Origin of the sequence: Carboxylicivirga mesophila (genome assembly GCF_018271975.1) — a bacterium.
Classification (GTDB): Bacteria; Bacteroidota; Bacteroidia; order Bacteroidales; family Marinilabiliaceae; genus Carboxylicivirga; species Carboxylicivirga mesophila.
In genome coordinates this window covers 41926-57033 of record NZ_JAGUCN010000012.1, presented here as the reverse complement: position 1 = coordinate 57033, position 15108 = coordinate 41926, and the positions used below count along the sequence as shown (strand labels likewise).

Here is a 15108-nt window from a genome sequence, read left to right as displayed (position 1 = left end):
CGCGATATTTAAAATGCATAACCCAATCCAATACCTACACCCAAAATTCCAATCTTTGCTTTAAAAACAAATCCACCTTCCGGTTTTTGATAACGATATCCTACATCAACCAACGGCAAGACAAACATTTCATCACGTTCCACATCCTTACCAACAAAGGCGCCACCATTCAGCTCAAAATGCTTGTTTTGCCTACCAGTTAGCATTGACACTCCTCCTAAGACACCTGGGCCTCCGGTTGCCATAATAACACCTGCAAATCCAACTCCGCCTCGTCCATACCAGGTAACCTTTTCTCCATTAGCCATCTGAAATTCAATATTTGCCGACACCTGCGCTCCAAAGTGAACACCAGCATCAGCGTACACAACTGTTTTGCTCAAAGGCGAATCAGACACCACCTGACCATTGGCTGCACTTAAAGCAATTATAGTAAAAAGTCCAGCCAGCAGTAGTCTCAGAAAACTATATTCCAAACCTAACAATTGTGATTTCATTGCTGTTCCCCCAACCTTAATAAACAAATACATTTAATCCTATTACGAATAATTCCCAATATTTAAAGGTACGACAGAACGCCAGGGCTTGACAAAACAAAACATACAAAAAAGGCAAGCTACAATAGCCTGCCCCGTTATTTTTTTCGAACATGTGGCACTACATAAATCCCTGATTTTTTAGGACTTGCAGCAAAACACTACTAAAATGCTCATTATCTGCTTTTTTATAGCGGACATCAGTAAACACTTGCGCGAGTGTCTCTTTTTCATTCTCAGCAACAAAGGCCTTATTTACTGCGAGCTCTTCTTTTGCTTCATATAATGCATCAATACGCTCAGTAGTATAGTCCTTATATGTTTCATAATGCACAACGGCATCCAATGGCAAACGCTCAACTTGTTCTGGATTTTCATCAGGATATCCAATGGTTACAGTTGTAACAGGCACTACCCCCTTCGGCAACTCTAGCACATCGATGATTTTATCCGCTAAGTAAGTGGTTGTTCCCAGGTAACAAATACCCAAACCTTTTGTCTCGGCAGCCACACACACATTCTGTGCTACTAAAAGTGCATCAATTGCGGCAGTCATAAATGACAAGAAGTTATCGTAGCCTGGTTCTGCATTTCTCTGACGGCACCACTGGTTAAACCGATTAAAGTCGGCACAGAACGTCAAAGTAACCGGCGCCTGTTTAACCATGGGCTGATTAAAATGACACGGAGCCAGCTTTTCTTTCATGGCCTCATCTTGTGTTACCACAACACTATACACTTGCATATTACCGGTCGTTGAGGCTCTTACTCCCGCCTCCAGAATTTCATTGAGCAACTCCTCGCTTATTGGTTTATCGGTATATTGTCGAATGGTCTTGTGTTTTTTTAAAATATCTATCATTACAACGATTTTTTTTTGAAAACCAAATGTAAAAAAATAAAAGGCATAATACGATGATATTGCTCTCAACTCCTTTCCAATAGTTTATAAATCAAATAATCTATTTAACAAATCGAATAATAAATTTCAACTATTTTATTAATTTAGGACGAACTAAAATTCAGATATATGATGGAATCTTTTACACAATCATGGGAAACCATGGTTTTACTTGAAAAAATCTATTGGTGTTTTGCCATTCCCTTTTCTTTAGTCTTTATCATTCAAGTACTCCTCACTATTTTAGGAAGTGACATGCATGATATTGAAGCCAGTGGTGATGTTGATGTTTCAATTGAAAGTGACCATGGAATAGAGTTTCAATTTTTAAGTTTAAAAAATATTGTAGCCTTCTTCACTATATTTGGCTGGACTGGTATCATCTGCTTGAATCTTAACTTAAGCACATGGACCACAATCTTAATTTCTACCCTTTGCGGATTAGTAATGATGCTAATGATGGCTTCCATAATGTACTTAATGGGTAGACTAACTGAAAATGGCACCTTCCAAATCAATAGTACAATTGGGAAATCTGGAACAGTTTATCTGACAATACCTGCCAAAAGAAATGGAAGAGGCCAAATTCAGATTAATGCGCAAGGCTATAGAACCATTGATGCCGTGACCGACAACAATGAGGATATAGCAACCGGAGCCATTATTGAAGTTGTGGATGTATTAAACAATGATATATTATTAGTAAAAATCAATAAGTAAAACAAACATTTAAACAATGGGACAATATTTAGTATTTCTTATCGCAGCAGTAGTTCTATTCCTGTTTATTCTCATAATTTCTTTTTTTAGACGATATAAACGCTGTCCATCCGATCGTGTTTTAGTAGTTTATGGAAAAGTTGGGAAAGGTACAGGGGCAGCTTCAAGATCTGCCAAGTGTATTCATGGTGGTGCGGCTTTCATTTGGCCAATCATCCAAGATTATTCATTCCTGGATTTGACACCTATATCGATCGAAATCAACCTGACCAATGCACTTAGTAAACAAAACATCAGGGTAGATGTCCCATCCAGATTTACTGTCGGCATTTCAACTGAATCAGGAGTGATGACCAATGCCGCTGAACGTTTGCTAGGCCTATCACAGGAGAATGTCAGCAACCTGGCTAAAGACATTATTTTTGGTCAGCTAAGGCTAGTTGTTGCAACCATGGACATTGAAGAAATCAACAGCAACCGCGATAAATTTCTTGCTGCAGTATCAAGCAATGTGGAACAAGAACTGAAGAAAATTGGCCTAAAACTTATCAATGTTAACGTAACCGACATCAATGATGAATCGGGTTATATTGAAGCTTTGGGTAAAGAGGCAGCCGCCAAGGCCATCAATGATGCAAAAAAGAGTGTTGCTGAAAAAAACCGGGATGGTTCAATTGGTGAGGCAAACGCTCTTCAGGACCAACGCGTTCAGGTAGCCAGCGCTGATGCAACTGCCGTAGAAGGTGAGAATAGCGCCAAAATCACCATTGCCAACTCAGATGCCAATCGTCGAGAAAATGAAGCTGAAGCAGAACGAAAAGCAGTGGCTGCAGAAAAGGTAAGTCAGGCCAAAGCATTGGAGGAAGCCTATGCTGCAGAGCAAAAAGCGGAGACTGCCAGAGCATTGAGAGATAAGGCCGCGCAAACAGCTGATGTTGTTGTTCCGGCTGAAGTTGACAAACAAAAAGTTGAGATTGAAGCAGAAGCTGTTGCCGAACAAACAAGAAGACACGCCAAAGGTGATGCTGATGCTATTTATATGAAAATGGAAGCAGAAGCTAAAGGTATTTTCGAGATTCTCAGTAAGCAAGCAGAAGGATTCGATAAGTTAGTAAAAGCTTCGGGTGGCGATTCAAACAACGCAGTGATGCTGATGATCGCTGACAAACTACCTGAACTTGTTAAAACACAAGTAGAAGCTATCAAAAACCTTAAGATTGATAAGATAACCGTATGGGACTCTATGTCAGGAGGCAAAGATGGCAATTCACCAACGTCGGCTAAATTTCTATCTGGTATGTTAGGCTCATTACCTCCTATGGACGAGCTGTTTAACATGGCGGGAATGCAACTACCTGACTATCTGAAAGGGAAGAAAGTGATTGAAGAAGTCAAACCAGTTGACCCCTTAAAAGAAGACAACAACGAGATTATAGAAAGCTAAAATCAAAACGAAAAAAGAGTGTTTCCGTTGAAACACTCTTTTTTATCCAATCCAACAACAACTAAATTATCTAAATAATATTTAGTTTTTTAAGTTCTTCTATTAATGCACTCCTGGTATTTTCTTCCATGCTACACATTGGAGCACGAAACACTTCATTTACTTTGCCCATCTCAGCCAAAGCCGTTTTAACCGGTATCGGATTTGATTCAATAAACATCAAATCCATTAATCGGCGGTATTTATAGAAAATTGCATTCAAATCAGCTATATCACCGGTCAATGAAGCACCCATAAGCTGTGCAAATTGCTGAGGTACTACATTTGCTATTACCGAGATACAACCATCGGCACCTAACACATTGGCTGAAGCAGCCAGAAAATCATCACCACTGTAAATTAGGAAATTATCAGGTCTGCGCGCAACCAACTCGGTAAAAAGAGATAAATCGCCCGATGCCTCTTTTATACCAACTATATTATTATAGGTATTCGCCAGTTTTATAGAGTTATCAACAGAAATGCTTGACCCGGTGCGACCCGGAACATTATAAAGTATAATTGGCACATCAACAGCCTCGGCTACCGTGGCAAAATGCATATACATCCCCTTTTCGGTAGGTTTATTGTAATAAGGACCTACTACCAACACGGCATCAACTCCAATAGCTTCTGCTTTGCGCGTATATTTAATACATTCCTGGGTTGAGTTACTGCCAGTTCCGGCAATAACAGGTATTCGCCCTGCCACTCGTTTAACTGCCCGTTCAATTAAAAAGGCATCTTCATCCCCAGTTAGCGCTGGCGTTTCACCTGTTGTTCCGCATACAACCAATCCATTTGTACCACTTTCCAGATGCCAGTCAATCAATTGATCAAATGCGTCCACATCAATCTCGCCATTATCTTTAAAGGGAGTAACAATTGCTACTATAGAGCCTTTCAAATCAAATTTTTTCATCCTTATCTTGTTTCGACCAAATACAAATTCTTCTAATCAAGTGTCAAAAATATCAAATGCATTGCGGTTACAAAAGTTTTTCAACAAAAAAAACTTCTTTATAACACTTTGTTAATATCTTAACATTGTATATATTTGTGACCAAATATCAGGAAACCATGAAAACAGTAAGTCAAGCCGTTGAGTCAGTTATTAAAGTAAAACCATTCGTTATAGAAGCCCTGTGCGAAGGATTATTAAACATCTCGTCATTAGCACGACAGATACAGCCCATGGTAGAAAAGCTAACTGAGAAACCTGTTAAGCAAGGTGCCATTGTAATGGCCCTAAACCGACTGACTCCCCAACTTGATTATTCACTTAACCGTAATCTGCAGAAACTACTGGAATCTCTGGGTGATATTATTGTACGCTCTAACCTGACAGATTATACATTTCGGAATAGCAATACCATTTTTAACAGCCACACAAAGGTAATGCAGGAAATAAGCAATCACCAGGATGTTTTTTACACACTGGTACGAGGAGTATTTGAATCCAACCTGGTAGTAAGTTCTGCCTATGAAGATTTGGTTGAAAAGTACTTTGCCGAAGAAGATTGCCTGCTTAGACAGGGAGAATTATCAGCCATCACACTAAAGCTACCAGCTGACAATGTGCAGGTAACAGGATTTTACTATCACATATTAAAGGCCATAGCGTGGGAAGGTGTCAACATTAAAGAGGTTATTTCAACTACTAATGAGTTCACCATTATTGTGAACGATGAAGATGTAGATAGAGGCTTTACCATACTTAAAAACTTAAAAACAGCTTATAAGCAGAAGTAATATCACGCTGCATGATAATAAAGTTCTGCATCATTCTCAATAAATGATTAGTAGCTCCTGCCTCCTGCTTAAAATACAGAACATATAATGACGAAAAAGTACCGAATGGATTAATCTTTTTCCTATCATTTTTGTTTCACTTTATAAGCAGCTGATTTAAAACCATTCAAACGCATTATAAGACACTTTTTAATGCTGATGAATGTGTAAAAATTCAGCTATTTGGGGGTTATACCTATTTCCAACATCTTGAGTAAGAAAGAAGCAACATATCAGGATCTTATTAACGAATGCCAAAAGCTGCAAAAAGAGCTTGAAAGCTATCGTCGTTACAATGAACTGATTGAAACATCTGAAGCTAAGGTTAATTCATTAATCAACAACCAGGATGCTTCCATCTGGTCCATAGACACCAACTACAACTATGTTGTTCTTAATAACTTCTTTATTAAAGCATATAAAGAGGCTTTTGGCATTGATTTACAGAAAGGCACTTCAGCCTTAGGCATTCTGCCACCTGATTTAGCTAACTTCTGGAAAGAGAAATACGACATCGCTTTAGCAGGTCAAAAAACTGATTTCGAATTCACTAATACCTCTAATGGCAAAGAATCAATATACCAGGTCTCACTTAATCCTGTATTAGCCAACAATAAGGTAACAGGCGTATCAGCCTTAAGTACTGATATTACCAATCAGAAACAGGTAGAAGCGGCCCTTGCCGAAAACAATACCAACATCCTGGCTATTATGGACAATACCTTAGAGTCTATCTGGGCCATTGATACCAACTACAATATCCTGTTCACTAACTCTGTATTTAAAAGTGAATTCAGTAAAAGTTTTGGAGTTGAACTTAGCAAGGGTACTAATTTACTTAAGGCACTTCCTGACATATTAAAGCCGATTTGGAAACCACGATATGACCGGGCTTTGAACAATGAACGCTTTTCGTTTATCGATGAAATAGATACCGGCAAACAGATTTACTACGTTGAAGTGTCAATGAACCCCATCTTAAGCAACAATCAGGTTATTGGTGCGTCCTTTTTTGCCAACAATATCACGCAGCGCATTGTGGCTCAAAAAGCCTTAAAGAAAAGTGAAACGCAACTTCAGGAACTAAACCGTACAAAGGATAAGTTCTTTTCAATAATTGCCCATGATTTACGAAGCCCTTTCAATAGCATTCTGGGATTAAGTGACCTGTTAGTCTCAAAAGCTATAGATAAAGATGATATTGAAGCAACTGCCAGAAGTATACAAAAATCTTCACAACAGGCTATGGCCTTAATCAGCAACCTGCTTGAATGGTCCAGCTCGCAAAGTGGCAAAATTGACTACAAGCCCGACACCCTTGACATTTGCGATGTGTTAAATGAGGAGTTAAAGGCCCTTGAGGCCAATTACAAACAGAAGAATATTGCAATTAAGAAGAGCATACCTGTAACAACACAAGTTTTTGCCGACAGATACATGATTGGCTCGGTTTTTAGAAACCTCATATCCAATGCCATTAAATTTACTGATAATAAAGGACTCATTGAGCTTTCCTGCCATCCCAATAAAACGCATATAACTTTTACTATAAAAGACGATGGCATTGGTATTGCTGAAGATAATATCCCCAAGCTATTTATGATTGACCAGAATTTATCGACCCAAGGCACAAATAACGAGCAAGGAAGCGGACTCGGCCTTAGCCTTTGCAAAGAATTTATTGAAATGCATGGGGGACAAATCTGGGTAGAAAGTGAAATAAACAAAGGCAGTGCATTTTATTTTACACTGCCCTTACATATTGTATAACACTTCCTTTAATTAAACTCAACCGGTACTACTAAAGTAGTCGAAACCGCTTTCCCCCTTTGCACGCCGGGCTGCCAGTTTTTTAACGCCGATACAATCTCAACCGCATGACGGGCTTCATCTTTATTGCCCCTGTTCAGTGCCTTTACATCTGATATGCCACCTTTAGCATTAACTGTAAATTGCACATTAATTGTCCCACTCAAATTAGCTTTGCTTTTAACCTGGGTAATGCTTGTATATAAATTTGCAAAGTAAGCTTCCATACCGCCTTTATAGCTTGGCATATCCTCAACTACATAAAAAACCGGCTTATCATCACCCGGAGGTGGTGGAGGTGGTGGAGGCACCATTGCCTTGCTCTTAGCTGCCTTAGGAGGTGGCGGAGGAGGAACCATTTTTCCTTTATATTTACCACGGTAAGGAGATGGATCAAGCTGATAGGCCGTGCGTGTCAACACCACTTTTATCTCTTCACCCATTTGGGGCACCACTTCTTTTGTTTCAAAACCAACAAAAGAAAATACAATAATATCCTCCTTATTTAATTCTAATTCAAAGTAACCTTCCATATCCGCAACAGTACCGATGGTCTTACCTTTAAGCACAATACTCGTACCTGGTATAGGCTTTTCCTCATCTAAACCGGAAGCATTGTCATTCTTCCCGATTGTTGTGCGCCCATACACATACCCTTTTACAACAAAGGTCTCTTTACTATCCTGTATTATATTGTCGTTTATCAATTCAGGATTAGAAGGATACTCATACACCGGCTCACTAAAAGCCCACAGCAAACCGCCCAATACAGGCAGTACCAGCAGCAACTTCAACAGTCGCCATTTGGATTTCTTGTCGTTTTTCATCATTTTTAGTCGTCGTTTATTTTGGGAGAAACGGAAGTGATTGGCTAGCACTGACACTTCCGCTCCCATTGTTTCACAAATTATGTGTTGAATGTATTTTTCTAGTTTGAAGCCTTTTTTCAACACGCCCTGATCTGCCAGAAACTCCAAATTTTGCTTAACAATTCTGGCATAATACCAAGCCAGTGGATTAAACCATTGCACAGCAATCAACAGTTCACTTATAAACACATCTACCCAATGATACTGCAATAAATGTACTCGCTCATGCACCAATATTTCTGCATTCTCAGGCGCGAGGTAATTTTTATCTTTCAAAAATATGCGATTACCAAACACAAAGGGTTCATCAACCTGCTCATTGATACAAATGATAATCCCTTCAATTTCCACTTTCTCCGAACGATGAGCCAACCGGAGCAATTTACCAAACAGCACGAACAACCTAAGTACAAAGAATATGGTAATGGCTGCATAAACATACAATAAGACTCCCATCCAATTGACACCTGCGACTTCTTCTGCAATAATAGATTCTTCAACAGCTGCGCTAGGTGCTACAGGTGTAAAAAGTTCAGATCGCTCAACCACATCAAGCAACACCGTATATTGTAGCTGAGCCAATGGCATTATAAAAGAAGCCAGTAAACCCAACAACAGAAAGTACCTATTGGCTGAATAATGAGCATCGCTTCTTAGAAAAAGACGGTAAACCATCACAAACAGCATCAGTACTACAATTGAGCGTCCTAAATAAGTTAATAATTCCATGGCTCCTATTTTAGATGTTGCGTATCAGCTTCTTTTAACATGGCTTCTAAATCCTCTAGTGACATGTCATTATCCTTGGCAAAAAAAGCAGCCAAACGAGTAAAACTTCCGCCAAAGTAATTCTTCAGAAGATGTTTCATCTGAAACGACGAATACTCTTCTTTCGTAATCACAGGATAATACACATAAACATTGCCCACTTTCCTATAATCAACAACACCCTTATTTTTCAACACTTTTAATACTGTTGCCACCGTATTGTATGCTGGCTGCTTATTTGTAAATCCTTCCAATATATCTTTTATCATCCCCTCTTTCATCTTCCATAGGATTTGCATCACTTCTTCTTCCGCTTTTGTCAGTTGTTTCATCGTAACAATCACTTGATTATAAAAATATATTAATATCCTTCAAAGGTATAAATCACAACTACTACAATTCTAATACTATTTTTTTAGTATTGCAACTATTTTTCTAGTATTTTAGAAAAAAACATCCACACTCCCCTCATTTCGTGCCTGTTAATAAATAAAATAAAGATTTGAAGAAATATCTTACTTGACAATATGAATATTTTACCGTTAATTACCTCAATTAATTTTTAAATCGTCAAAAAATGAGAAGAAATTATTTTTTTGCATGCGCTATCGCCATATCAGCCATGCTATTTTTCGGTTGTGAAAAAGACCAAATCGTCCTGCAGGAACAGGATACAGCAACACCCGAACTAAAGGGTGCAAAGACAGAACTCAACAGTTACATTGTTGTGTTTAAATCAGACGCCACCTTTGATGTAGCAGGTGAATCGTACAATGCCAAAAAGGAGAAGGTGTTTAAACATGCTGATAAACTGTTGAAAAAGAACAAAATTAAATCGAAGCAATTCAAGCACCTCTACGGTAAAGCTGTTAAAGGGTTTGCAATGGATTTAACAGAAATGGAAGCTGCCGCCCTACAAAATGAAGAGAGTGTGCTACGAGTAGAAATTGATAAAATCATTGCCTTGGCTCCTCCAAAAGCAAAAGCTAAACCAGGCAAAGAAGATCCGGCTCAGACAACACCTTGGGGCATCACACGCGTTGGTGGCCCTGTAAGTGGTGCCGGCAAAACAGCCTGGATCATTGATTCGGGTATTGATCTGGATCATCCGGACTTAAATGTTGATACCCAAAGAGCAGCTGTATTTTTAGGTCCGAGAGACACACCTGATGACCAAAACGGCCATGGAACACATGTAGCCGGCACAGTAGCAGCGCTGGATAACAACATCGGTGTTGTTGGAGTAGCACCGGGTGCTTCTGTTGTTCCCGTGAGAGTGCTTGACCGAAGAGGAAGTGGCAGCACTTCAGGCGTAATTGCCGGTGTTGATTACGTTGCAGCCAATGCTTCATCAAGCGATGTTGCCAACATGAGTTTAGGCGGAGGTATCTCAACTACACTCGATGAAGCTGTACTAAACGCCTCATCACAATTGAAATTTGTTTTGGCAGCCGGTAATGAATCTGATGACGCCGATAGCCACTCGCCTGCACGCGTCAATGGGCCAAATGTTTATACCATTTCAGCTATGGACATAAACGACAACTGGGCTTACTTTTCTAATTACGGACCAAGTGTTGATTATTGTGCGCCTGGCTACAGCATCCAATCAACATACAAAAACGGTGGCTACTCAACACTCAGCGGTACATCAATGGCTGCTCCACATGTTTGCGGATTATTGTTACTTACCAATAATCTGTCAACTGAAGGCTTTGTTAATAACGACCCGGATGGAGATCCCGATCCTATCGCACACTTGTAAACGTATTAAAAGGGCTGCATCTTGCAGCCCTTTGCCTTTCTATTGGGACAAGAAATATTTGGCAAATAACAACCATACATTCTTCTTTATTATCCTTATCTTTTCGGTTTTAAAATATTTCAAACCCAAATCAAAATAAGATGAACCATTTCAGTAAGCTGGTCAGCACTGTATTAGCATGTACACTTTTACTGTGCTCACTGAACACTTCAGCCCAAAAGAAAAAAAACATAGAAGCTGAAGAAGATAAAAAACCTATTAACAGCGAATTAGTCTCTGGTCTTAAATTTCGTAACATCGGCCCTGCTTTTACCTCTGGTCGAATTGCTGATTTTGCCGTTAACCCCAAAAATCACTCTGAATTTTATGTAGCAGTTGCCAGTGGAAACATTTGGAAAACTACCAACAAAGGCATCACATTCGAACCAGTGTTTGATAAGTATGGTGCCTATTCGATTGGTTGCCTGGCTATGGATCCTAATAACAGTAATGTAGTGTGGGCCGGTACTGGCGAAAACAACCACCAGCGTGCACTGGGTTATGGTGATGGTATATACAAAACGGTCGACGGCGGTAAATCATGGAAAAACATGGGTTTAAAAGAATCGCGCCAAATTGGTATGATTTTGATTGATCCGCGCAACTCCAATGTTGTTTATGTAGCTGCTGAAGGTTCTGCCTGGGGAAGTGGTGGTGACCGTGGCCTCTATAAAAGCACTGATGGTGGTGAAAACTGGATAAAAGTACTGGACATCAGCCAGCACACGGGAGTTAATAATATTATATGCGATCCGCGCAACCCGGATATTCTGTATGCTACCACTGAACAACGACGCAGGCATGTTCATACCAAAGTGGGTGGTGGGCCCGAATCAGCTGTGTACAAATCAACTGATGCCGGCCAGAACTGGCGTAAGATTATGACCGGACTACCTTCAGAACATATTGGTGGTATGGGCATTGCCATCTCCCCTCAAAATCCGGATGTTTTGTATCTGATTATTGAAGCTGCCAATGAATCAGGCGGCTTTTTCCGTACAACAGATCGTGGCGAGTCGTGGAGTAAAATGAGCGACCACCACTCAAGTGGTCAGTATTACAACGAGATTTACTGTGACCCCGTTGAGTTTGACAAAGTCTATTCGGTTGAAACCTTTTCACACGTTACTAACGATGGTGGAAAAACCTGGACAAAACTTAGCACCAAAGATCGACATGTGGATGATCACGCCCTTTGGATTGATCCCAATGATAATAAGCACCTGATGATTGGTGGCGACGGTGGTGTATATATGACCTACGACGAAGGAGCAGCCTGGCGTCAGGTTAGCAACCTGCCGGTTACACAATTCTACCGTGTAACTGTTGATAACGAAGCGCCATTCTACAATGTTTATGGAGGTACTCAGGACAATGCTACTTTGGGAGGCCCGGTTCGTAACACTTCTGAATTTGGCGTTACTTCAGGCGAATGGATTGTAACGGTATTTGGCGATGGCTTCTGGTCACGTGTTGATCCTACCAATCCTGACATTGTTTATAGCGAATGGCAATATGGTAATGTCGTTAGATATGATAAGAAAAGTGGAGAAAAGATCAGCATCAAACCACAACCCCGAAAAGACGAACTCACTTATCGCTGGAACTGGAATGCTCCTCTGATTCTGAGTAAGCACAACCCAACCACCATTTACATGGCAGCCAACAAAGTATTTAAAAGTACTGACCGCGGCAACACATGGGAAGTGATATCAGATGACCTGACTGCTCAGATTGACCGCAACACATGGCCGGTAATGGATAAATACTGGAGCATTGATGCAGTGGCTAAAGATGTATCTACCTCGCAGTACAACACCATTGTGTCGCTGGATGAGTCCCCTGTCAAAGCTGGTCTTATTTATGCCGGCAGCGATGATGGTGTTATTCAGATAACTGAAGATGATGGTCAAACCTGGCGTAAAGCAGGTAGTTTCCCAGGCGTACCTGCTCATACCTACGTTAGTGATATTTACGCCTCCCGTTTCGATGAAAACGTGGTTTATGCCACCTTCGACGGCATGAAAAGCGATGATTTCAAACCCTATGTACTTAAGAGCTCTGACAAAGGTAAAACCTGGACCCCAATAGCATCCAACTTACCAGAAAATGGTACTGTTCACACGCTTGAACAAGATACTGAAAAGCCTGAATTGCTATTTGCAGGTACCGAATTTGGCATCTTCTTTACCATTGACGAAGGCCAAAATTGGGTACAGTTAAAAGCTGGAATACCTACAATTGCCGTCAGAGACCTGGCCATTCAGGAACGCGAAAATGATTTGGTATTAGCCACATTTGGTCGCGGTTTTTATGTACTTGACAACTATGCTCCTTTGCGCGAATTAACAAACCAACTGCCGGAGAAAGATGCACACCTTTTTGCCACTAAAGATGCACTGCTTTTTATGCAGGTAGATAAAATATATGGACAGGGTGCTACATATTACGGTGCTGCCAATCCGGAGTTTGGTGCTACTTTCACGTTTTACCAGAACGAAACGCCTAAAACACAGCGGGAACTGCGCCATAAAAGAGAAAAAGAGCTGTTTGAAAAAGGTGAACGCATTCCTCAACCAAGTTGGTCAGAATTAGAGGCGGAAGAAAAAGAAGTGCCTGCCTACCAGCTTATTTCCATTAAGGATGAAACTGGCAGTGTAGTGCGTACGTTTACTAAAAAGCCAGCCAAAGGCATCACACGTTTTAACTGGGATTTACAATACGACAGCCCTGAAATTATTAAAGCCAAAAAGTTCGATCCGTTCAAAAAGTCGGAAGGCAGCGTGTATGTACTTCCTGGAACGTACACCATCGAAATAAACCAAGTACAGAATGGCATTGCAACACAACTGGCTGGTCCGGCTGAATTTGAAGTAAAAGCGCTGAATAACACAACGCTTCCGGCGAAAAATCGTGCGGCAATGGTGGCCTTCCAGAAAGAAGTGAGTGAACTGTCCAAAGCGATGAATGGTACGCTTACTTTGGTTAACGAAATGAGGGAAGAAGTAGCTAGCATGAAGCAAACATCGCTATCAATAGCTAATGCTCATAACCAGTTAATACCTGCTTTAACTGAGTTGGAAAAGGAACTGGATGAGATTCGCTTTGCCTTCAGAGGATTGAGAGCCAAAGCCAGTTGGGAAGAAATTCCTCCGGCTGAGATGCCATTAATGAACCGACTAAACAGTATCATCTGGGCACAAATTAACAGCACATCTGACATTACAAGCACTTCAAAAAACAGTTTTGAAATACTTAAAGAGCAATTCCCGCCGGTATTAAAACAAGTAGAGCAAATTGCTAAAGTGAAGCTGCCTGAGCTCAGACAACAGCTTGATGCATTAAATGCACCATATACCAACGGCCGCATTCCTCAATGGAATTAATGCTGTAAAGTTTGAAGACAGAAGACCTAAGTTGCCATCTAGCACACTTTCGTTATCTGTCTTCAAACATCTTTTAAAGTACTCTTAACAAAAACAGTAGAATATATCAAAGGGGTTTTCTATATTTACCCCGTTAACTTTTTAATTTATTTATAATAAAATGACACCAAAAGCCATTTTGCCGTACATAGGATTCGGCAACATCAAATTCGGGATGGAAGAACACGAAGTATCAAACTATCTAGGCGATCCCGATGAAACGGAAGTACAAGACTATGGCGAAGGCGCCGAAGCGAATGTGCTTTATTTCGATGAAATGGGTATTTCCATGTCATTCGACAAGGAAGCAGATTACAAATTAGTTGAAATCTCATTTGAGAACGACAAGTTTATTCTTTATGACAAGATAAAAGTAGGCATGTCGAAAGAGGACTTTTTAGCAGCCGTAAAGGAGCTAAAAATGGAAGACTACGAGATGGAAGACATGAAAGAAGATGGCTTTGATGATAAAGAGCTATACACATTTGAGAAAGAAAACATCAACATCTGGCTGGACGAAGAGGCAATTACCTCGATTCAGATTGGGCCTGAATGGGTCGATGATGAAACGATCCGCTGGCCGGAGAGAAGTAAGAATGATGAAGATTAAGATACAGGGGCTGTCAAACGACAGCCTCTTTTTTTCATTCATGTAAAAAAAAGTAGCTTTCACAAAGAAATCCCGACCGTTGCCCAATAAGCTATACCTTTAACGTAACCCATTTTTACTTTTCTCGTTTACAGTCTTGTAAACTAAAACATTTTGGAGATATGGAATAATCTCCTAATTTTACAGACAAAGTAAAGGATAGAAAAATGAAAAAGATTTCGTTGATTGCCGCTGTTTTATTTTTATTGGTGTTGGGGATGAGTTCATGTAAAAGTACTCAGGATTGTCCAGCCTACGGACAAGCAGAAGTAGTGGTTGACAATAACACTGCACGAGCCTAAATAACACAGTCCGAAAAAGCATTACGCGTAACATAAGAGAAAGTGCAGCTT

The 15108-nt window shown here is 40.2% G+C and carries 13 protein-coding genes; 8 read left to right on the top strand and 5 right to left on the bottom strand.

The window, feature by feature from the left end:
• Nucleotides 1-8 precede the first annotated feature (8 nt).
• Both KEM09_RS11490 and KEM09_RS11485 read right to left on the bottom strand, forming a co-directional pair.
• The gene (locus KEM09_RS11490; RefSeq protein WP_212228468.1) at nucleotides 9-497 is read right to left on the bottom strand and encodes a hypothetical protein; all 489 of its coding nucleotides are present in this window, start codon (nucleotides 495-497) and stop codon (nucleotides 9-11) included.
• A gap of 160 nt (nucleotides 498-657) precedes the next feature.
• Nucleotides 658-1398, bottom strand: coding sequence for an NADPH-dependent oxidoreductase (locus tag KEM09_RS11485; protein ID WP_212228466.1), 741 nt, complete (start codon nucleotides 1396-1398; stop codon nucleotides 658-660).
• Between the two features lie 168 nt (nucleotides 1399-1566).
• On the opposite strand from KEM09_RS11485, the gene KEM09_RS11480 reads away from it, so the two are divergent.
• Nucleotides 1567-2157: a hypothetical protein gene (locus KEM09_RS11480; RefSeq protein ID WP_212228463.1), complete on the top strand. Its 591-nt coding sequence runs from the start codon at nucleotides 1567-1569 to the stop codon at nucleotides 2155-2157.
• Nucleotides 2158-2173: 16 nt separating this feature from the next.
• A complete protein-coding gene (locus KEM09_RS11475; RefSeq protein WP_212228462.1) occupies nucleotides 2174-3601 on the top strand; it encodes a flotillin family protein in 1428 nt (475 codons plus the stop codon).
• 70 nt (nucleotides 3602-3671) lie between these two features.
• On the opposite strand, the gene dapA is transcribed toward KEM09_RS11475, so the two are convergent.
• Entirely contained in the window at nucleotides 3672-4562 is an 891-nt protein-coding gene (dapA, locus tag KEM09_RS11470; protein WP_212228460.1) for a 4-hydroxy-tetrahydrodipicolinate synthase, read from the bottom strand.
• Nucleotides 4563-4720: 158 nt separating this feature from the next.
• On the opposite strand from dapA, the gene KEM09_RS11465 reads away from it, so the two are divergent.
• Both KEM09_RS11465 and KEM09_RS11460 read left to right on the top strand, forming a co-directional pair.
• Nucleotides 4721-5392 (top strand): hypothetical protein, encoded by a 672-nt coding sequence (locus tag KEM09_RS11465; protein WP_212228458.1) that lies wholly within the window; start codon nucleotides 4721-4723, stop codon nucleotides 5390-5392.
• Nucleotides 5393-5641: 249 nt separating this feature from the next.
• A complete protein-coding gene (locus KEM09_RS11460) occupies nucleotides 5642-7201 on the top strand; it encodes a sensor histidine kinase (protein WP_212228456.1) in 1560 nt (519 codons plus the stop codon).
• Between the two features lie 8 nt (nucleotides 7202-7209).
• Here KEM09_RS11460 and KEM09_RS11455 read toward each other — a convergent pair whose 3' ends face one another.
• Both KEM09_RS11455 and KEM09_RS11450 read right to left on the bottom strand, forming a co-directional pair.
• Nucleotides 7210-8838, bottom strand: a complete 1629-nt coding sequence (locus KEM09_RS11455) for a M56 family metallopeptidase (RefSeq protein ID WP_212228454.1) — start codon at nucleotides 8836-8838, stop codon at nucleotides 7210-7212.
• 5 nt (nucleotides 8839-8843) lie between these two features.
• Complete coding sequence (locus KEM09_RS11450; protein ID WP_212228452.1) at nucleotides 8844-9209, bottom strand: BlaI/MecI/CopY family transcriptional regulator; 366 nt, start codon at nucleotides 9207-9209, stop codon at nucleotides 8844-8846.
• Nucleotides 9210-9454: 245 nt separating this feature from the next.
• Between KEM09_RS11450 and KEM09_RS11445 the strand changes: the two genes are divergently transcribed.
• From KEM09_RS11445 to KEM09_RS22020, 4 genes are all read left to right on the top strand, one after another.
• Complete coding sequence (locus tag KEM09_RS11445; protein ID WP_212228450.1) at nucleotides 9455-10642, top strand: S8 family peptidase; 1188 nt, start codon at nucleotides 9455-9457, stop codon at nucleotides 10640-10642.
• Nucleotides 10643-10782: 140 nt separating this feature from the next.
• Nucleotides 10783-14067 (top strand): VPS10 domain-containing protein, encoded by a 3285-nt coding sequence (locus KEM09_RS11440; RefSeq protein ID WP_212228448.1) that lies wholly within the window; start codon nucleotides 10783-10785, stop codon nucleotides 14065-14067.
• 214 nt (nucleotides 14068-14281) lie between these two features.
• Complete coding sequence (locus KEM09_RS11435) at nucleotides 14282-14716, top strand: hypothetical protein (RefSeq protein WP_212228446.1); 435 nt, start codon at nucleotides 14282-14284, stop codon at nucleotides 14714-14716.
• A 206-nt stretch (nucleotides 14717-14922) separates the two neighbouring features.
• The gene (locus tag KEM09_RS22020) at nucleotides 14923-15057 is read left to right on the top strand and encodes a hypothetical protein (protein ID WP_262898234.1); all 135 of its coding nucleotides are present in this window, start codon (nucleotides 14923-14925) and stop codon (nucleotides 15055-15057) included.
• The last annotated feature ends 51 nt before the right edge of the window (nucleotides 15058-15108 follow it).

What these genes read in the sequence shown, in the direction of transcription:
- KEM09_RS11490 (WP_212228468.1), bottom strand. Translation starts at nt 497, where the DNA reads ATGAAATCACAATTGTTAGGTTTGGAATATAGTTTTCTGAGACTACTG.
- KEM09_RS11485 (WP_212228466.1), bottom strand. Translation starts at nt 1,398, where the DNA reads ATGATAGATATTTTAAAAAAACACAAGACCATTCGACAATATACCGAT.
- KEM09_RS11480 (WP_212228463.1), top strand. Translation starts at nt 1,567, where the DNA reads ATGATGGAATCTTTTACACAATCATGGGAAACCATGGTTTTACTTGAA.
- KEM09_RS11475 (WP_212228462.1), top strand. Translation starts at nt 2,174, where the DNA reads ATGGGACAATATTTAGTATTTCTTATCGCAGCAGTAGTTCTATTCCTG.
- dapA (WP_212228460.1), bottom strand. Translation starts at nt 4,562, where the DNA reads ATGAAAAAATTTGATTTGAAAGGCTCTATAGTAGCAATTGTTACTCCC.
- KEM09_RS11465 (WP_212228458.1), top strand. Translation starts at nt 4,721, where the DNA reads ATGAAAACAGTAAGTCAAGCCGTTGAGTCAGTTATTAAAGTAAAACCA.
- KEM09_RS11455 (WP_212228454.1), bottom strand. Translation starts at nt 8,838, where the DNA reads ATGGAATTATTAACTTATTTAGGACGCTCAATTGTAGTACTGATGCTG.
- KEM09_RS11450 (WP_212228452.1), bottom strand. Translation starts at nt 9,209, where the DNA reads ATGAAACAACTGACAAAAGCGGAAGAAGAAGTGATGCAAATCCTATGG.
- KEM09_RS11445 (WP_212228450.1), top strand. Translation starts at nt 9,455, where the DNA reads ATGAGAAGAAATTATTTTTTTGCATGCGCTATCGCCATATCAGCCATG.
- KEM09_RS11440 (WP_212228448.1), top strand. Translation starts at nt 10,783, where the DNA reads ATGAACCATTTCAGTAAGCTGGTCAGCACTGTATTAGCATGTACACTT.
- KEM09_RS11435 (WP_212228446.1), top strand. Translation starts at nt 14,282, where the DNA reads ATGGAAGAACACGAAGTATCAAACTATCTAGGCGATCCCGATGAAACG.
- KEM09_RS22020 (WP_262898234.1), top strand. Translation starts at nt 14,923, where the DNA reads ATGAAAAAGATTTCGTTGATTGCCGCTGTTTTATTTTTATTGGTGTTG.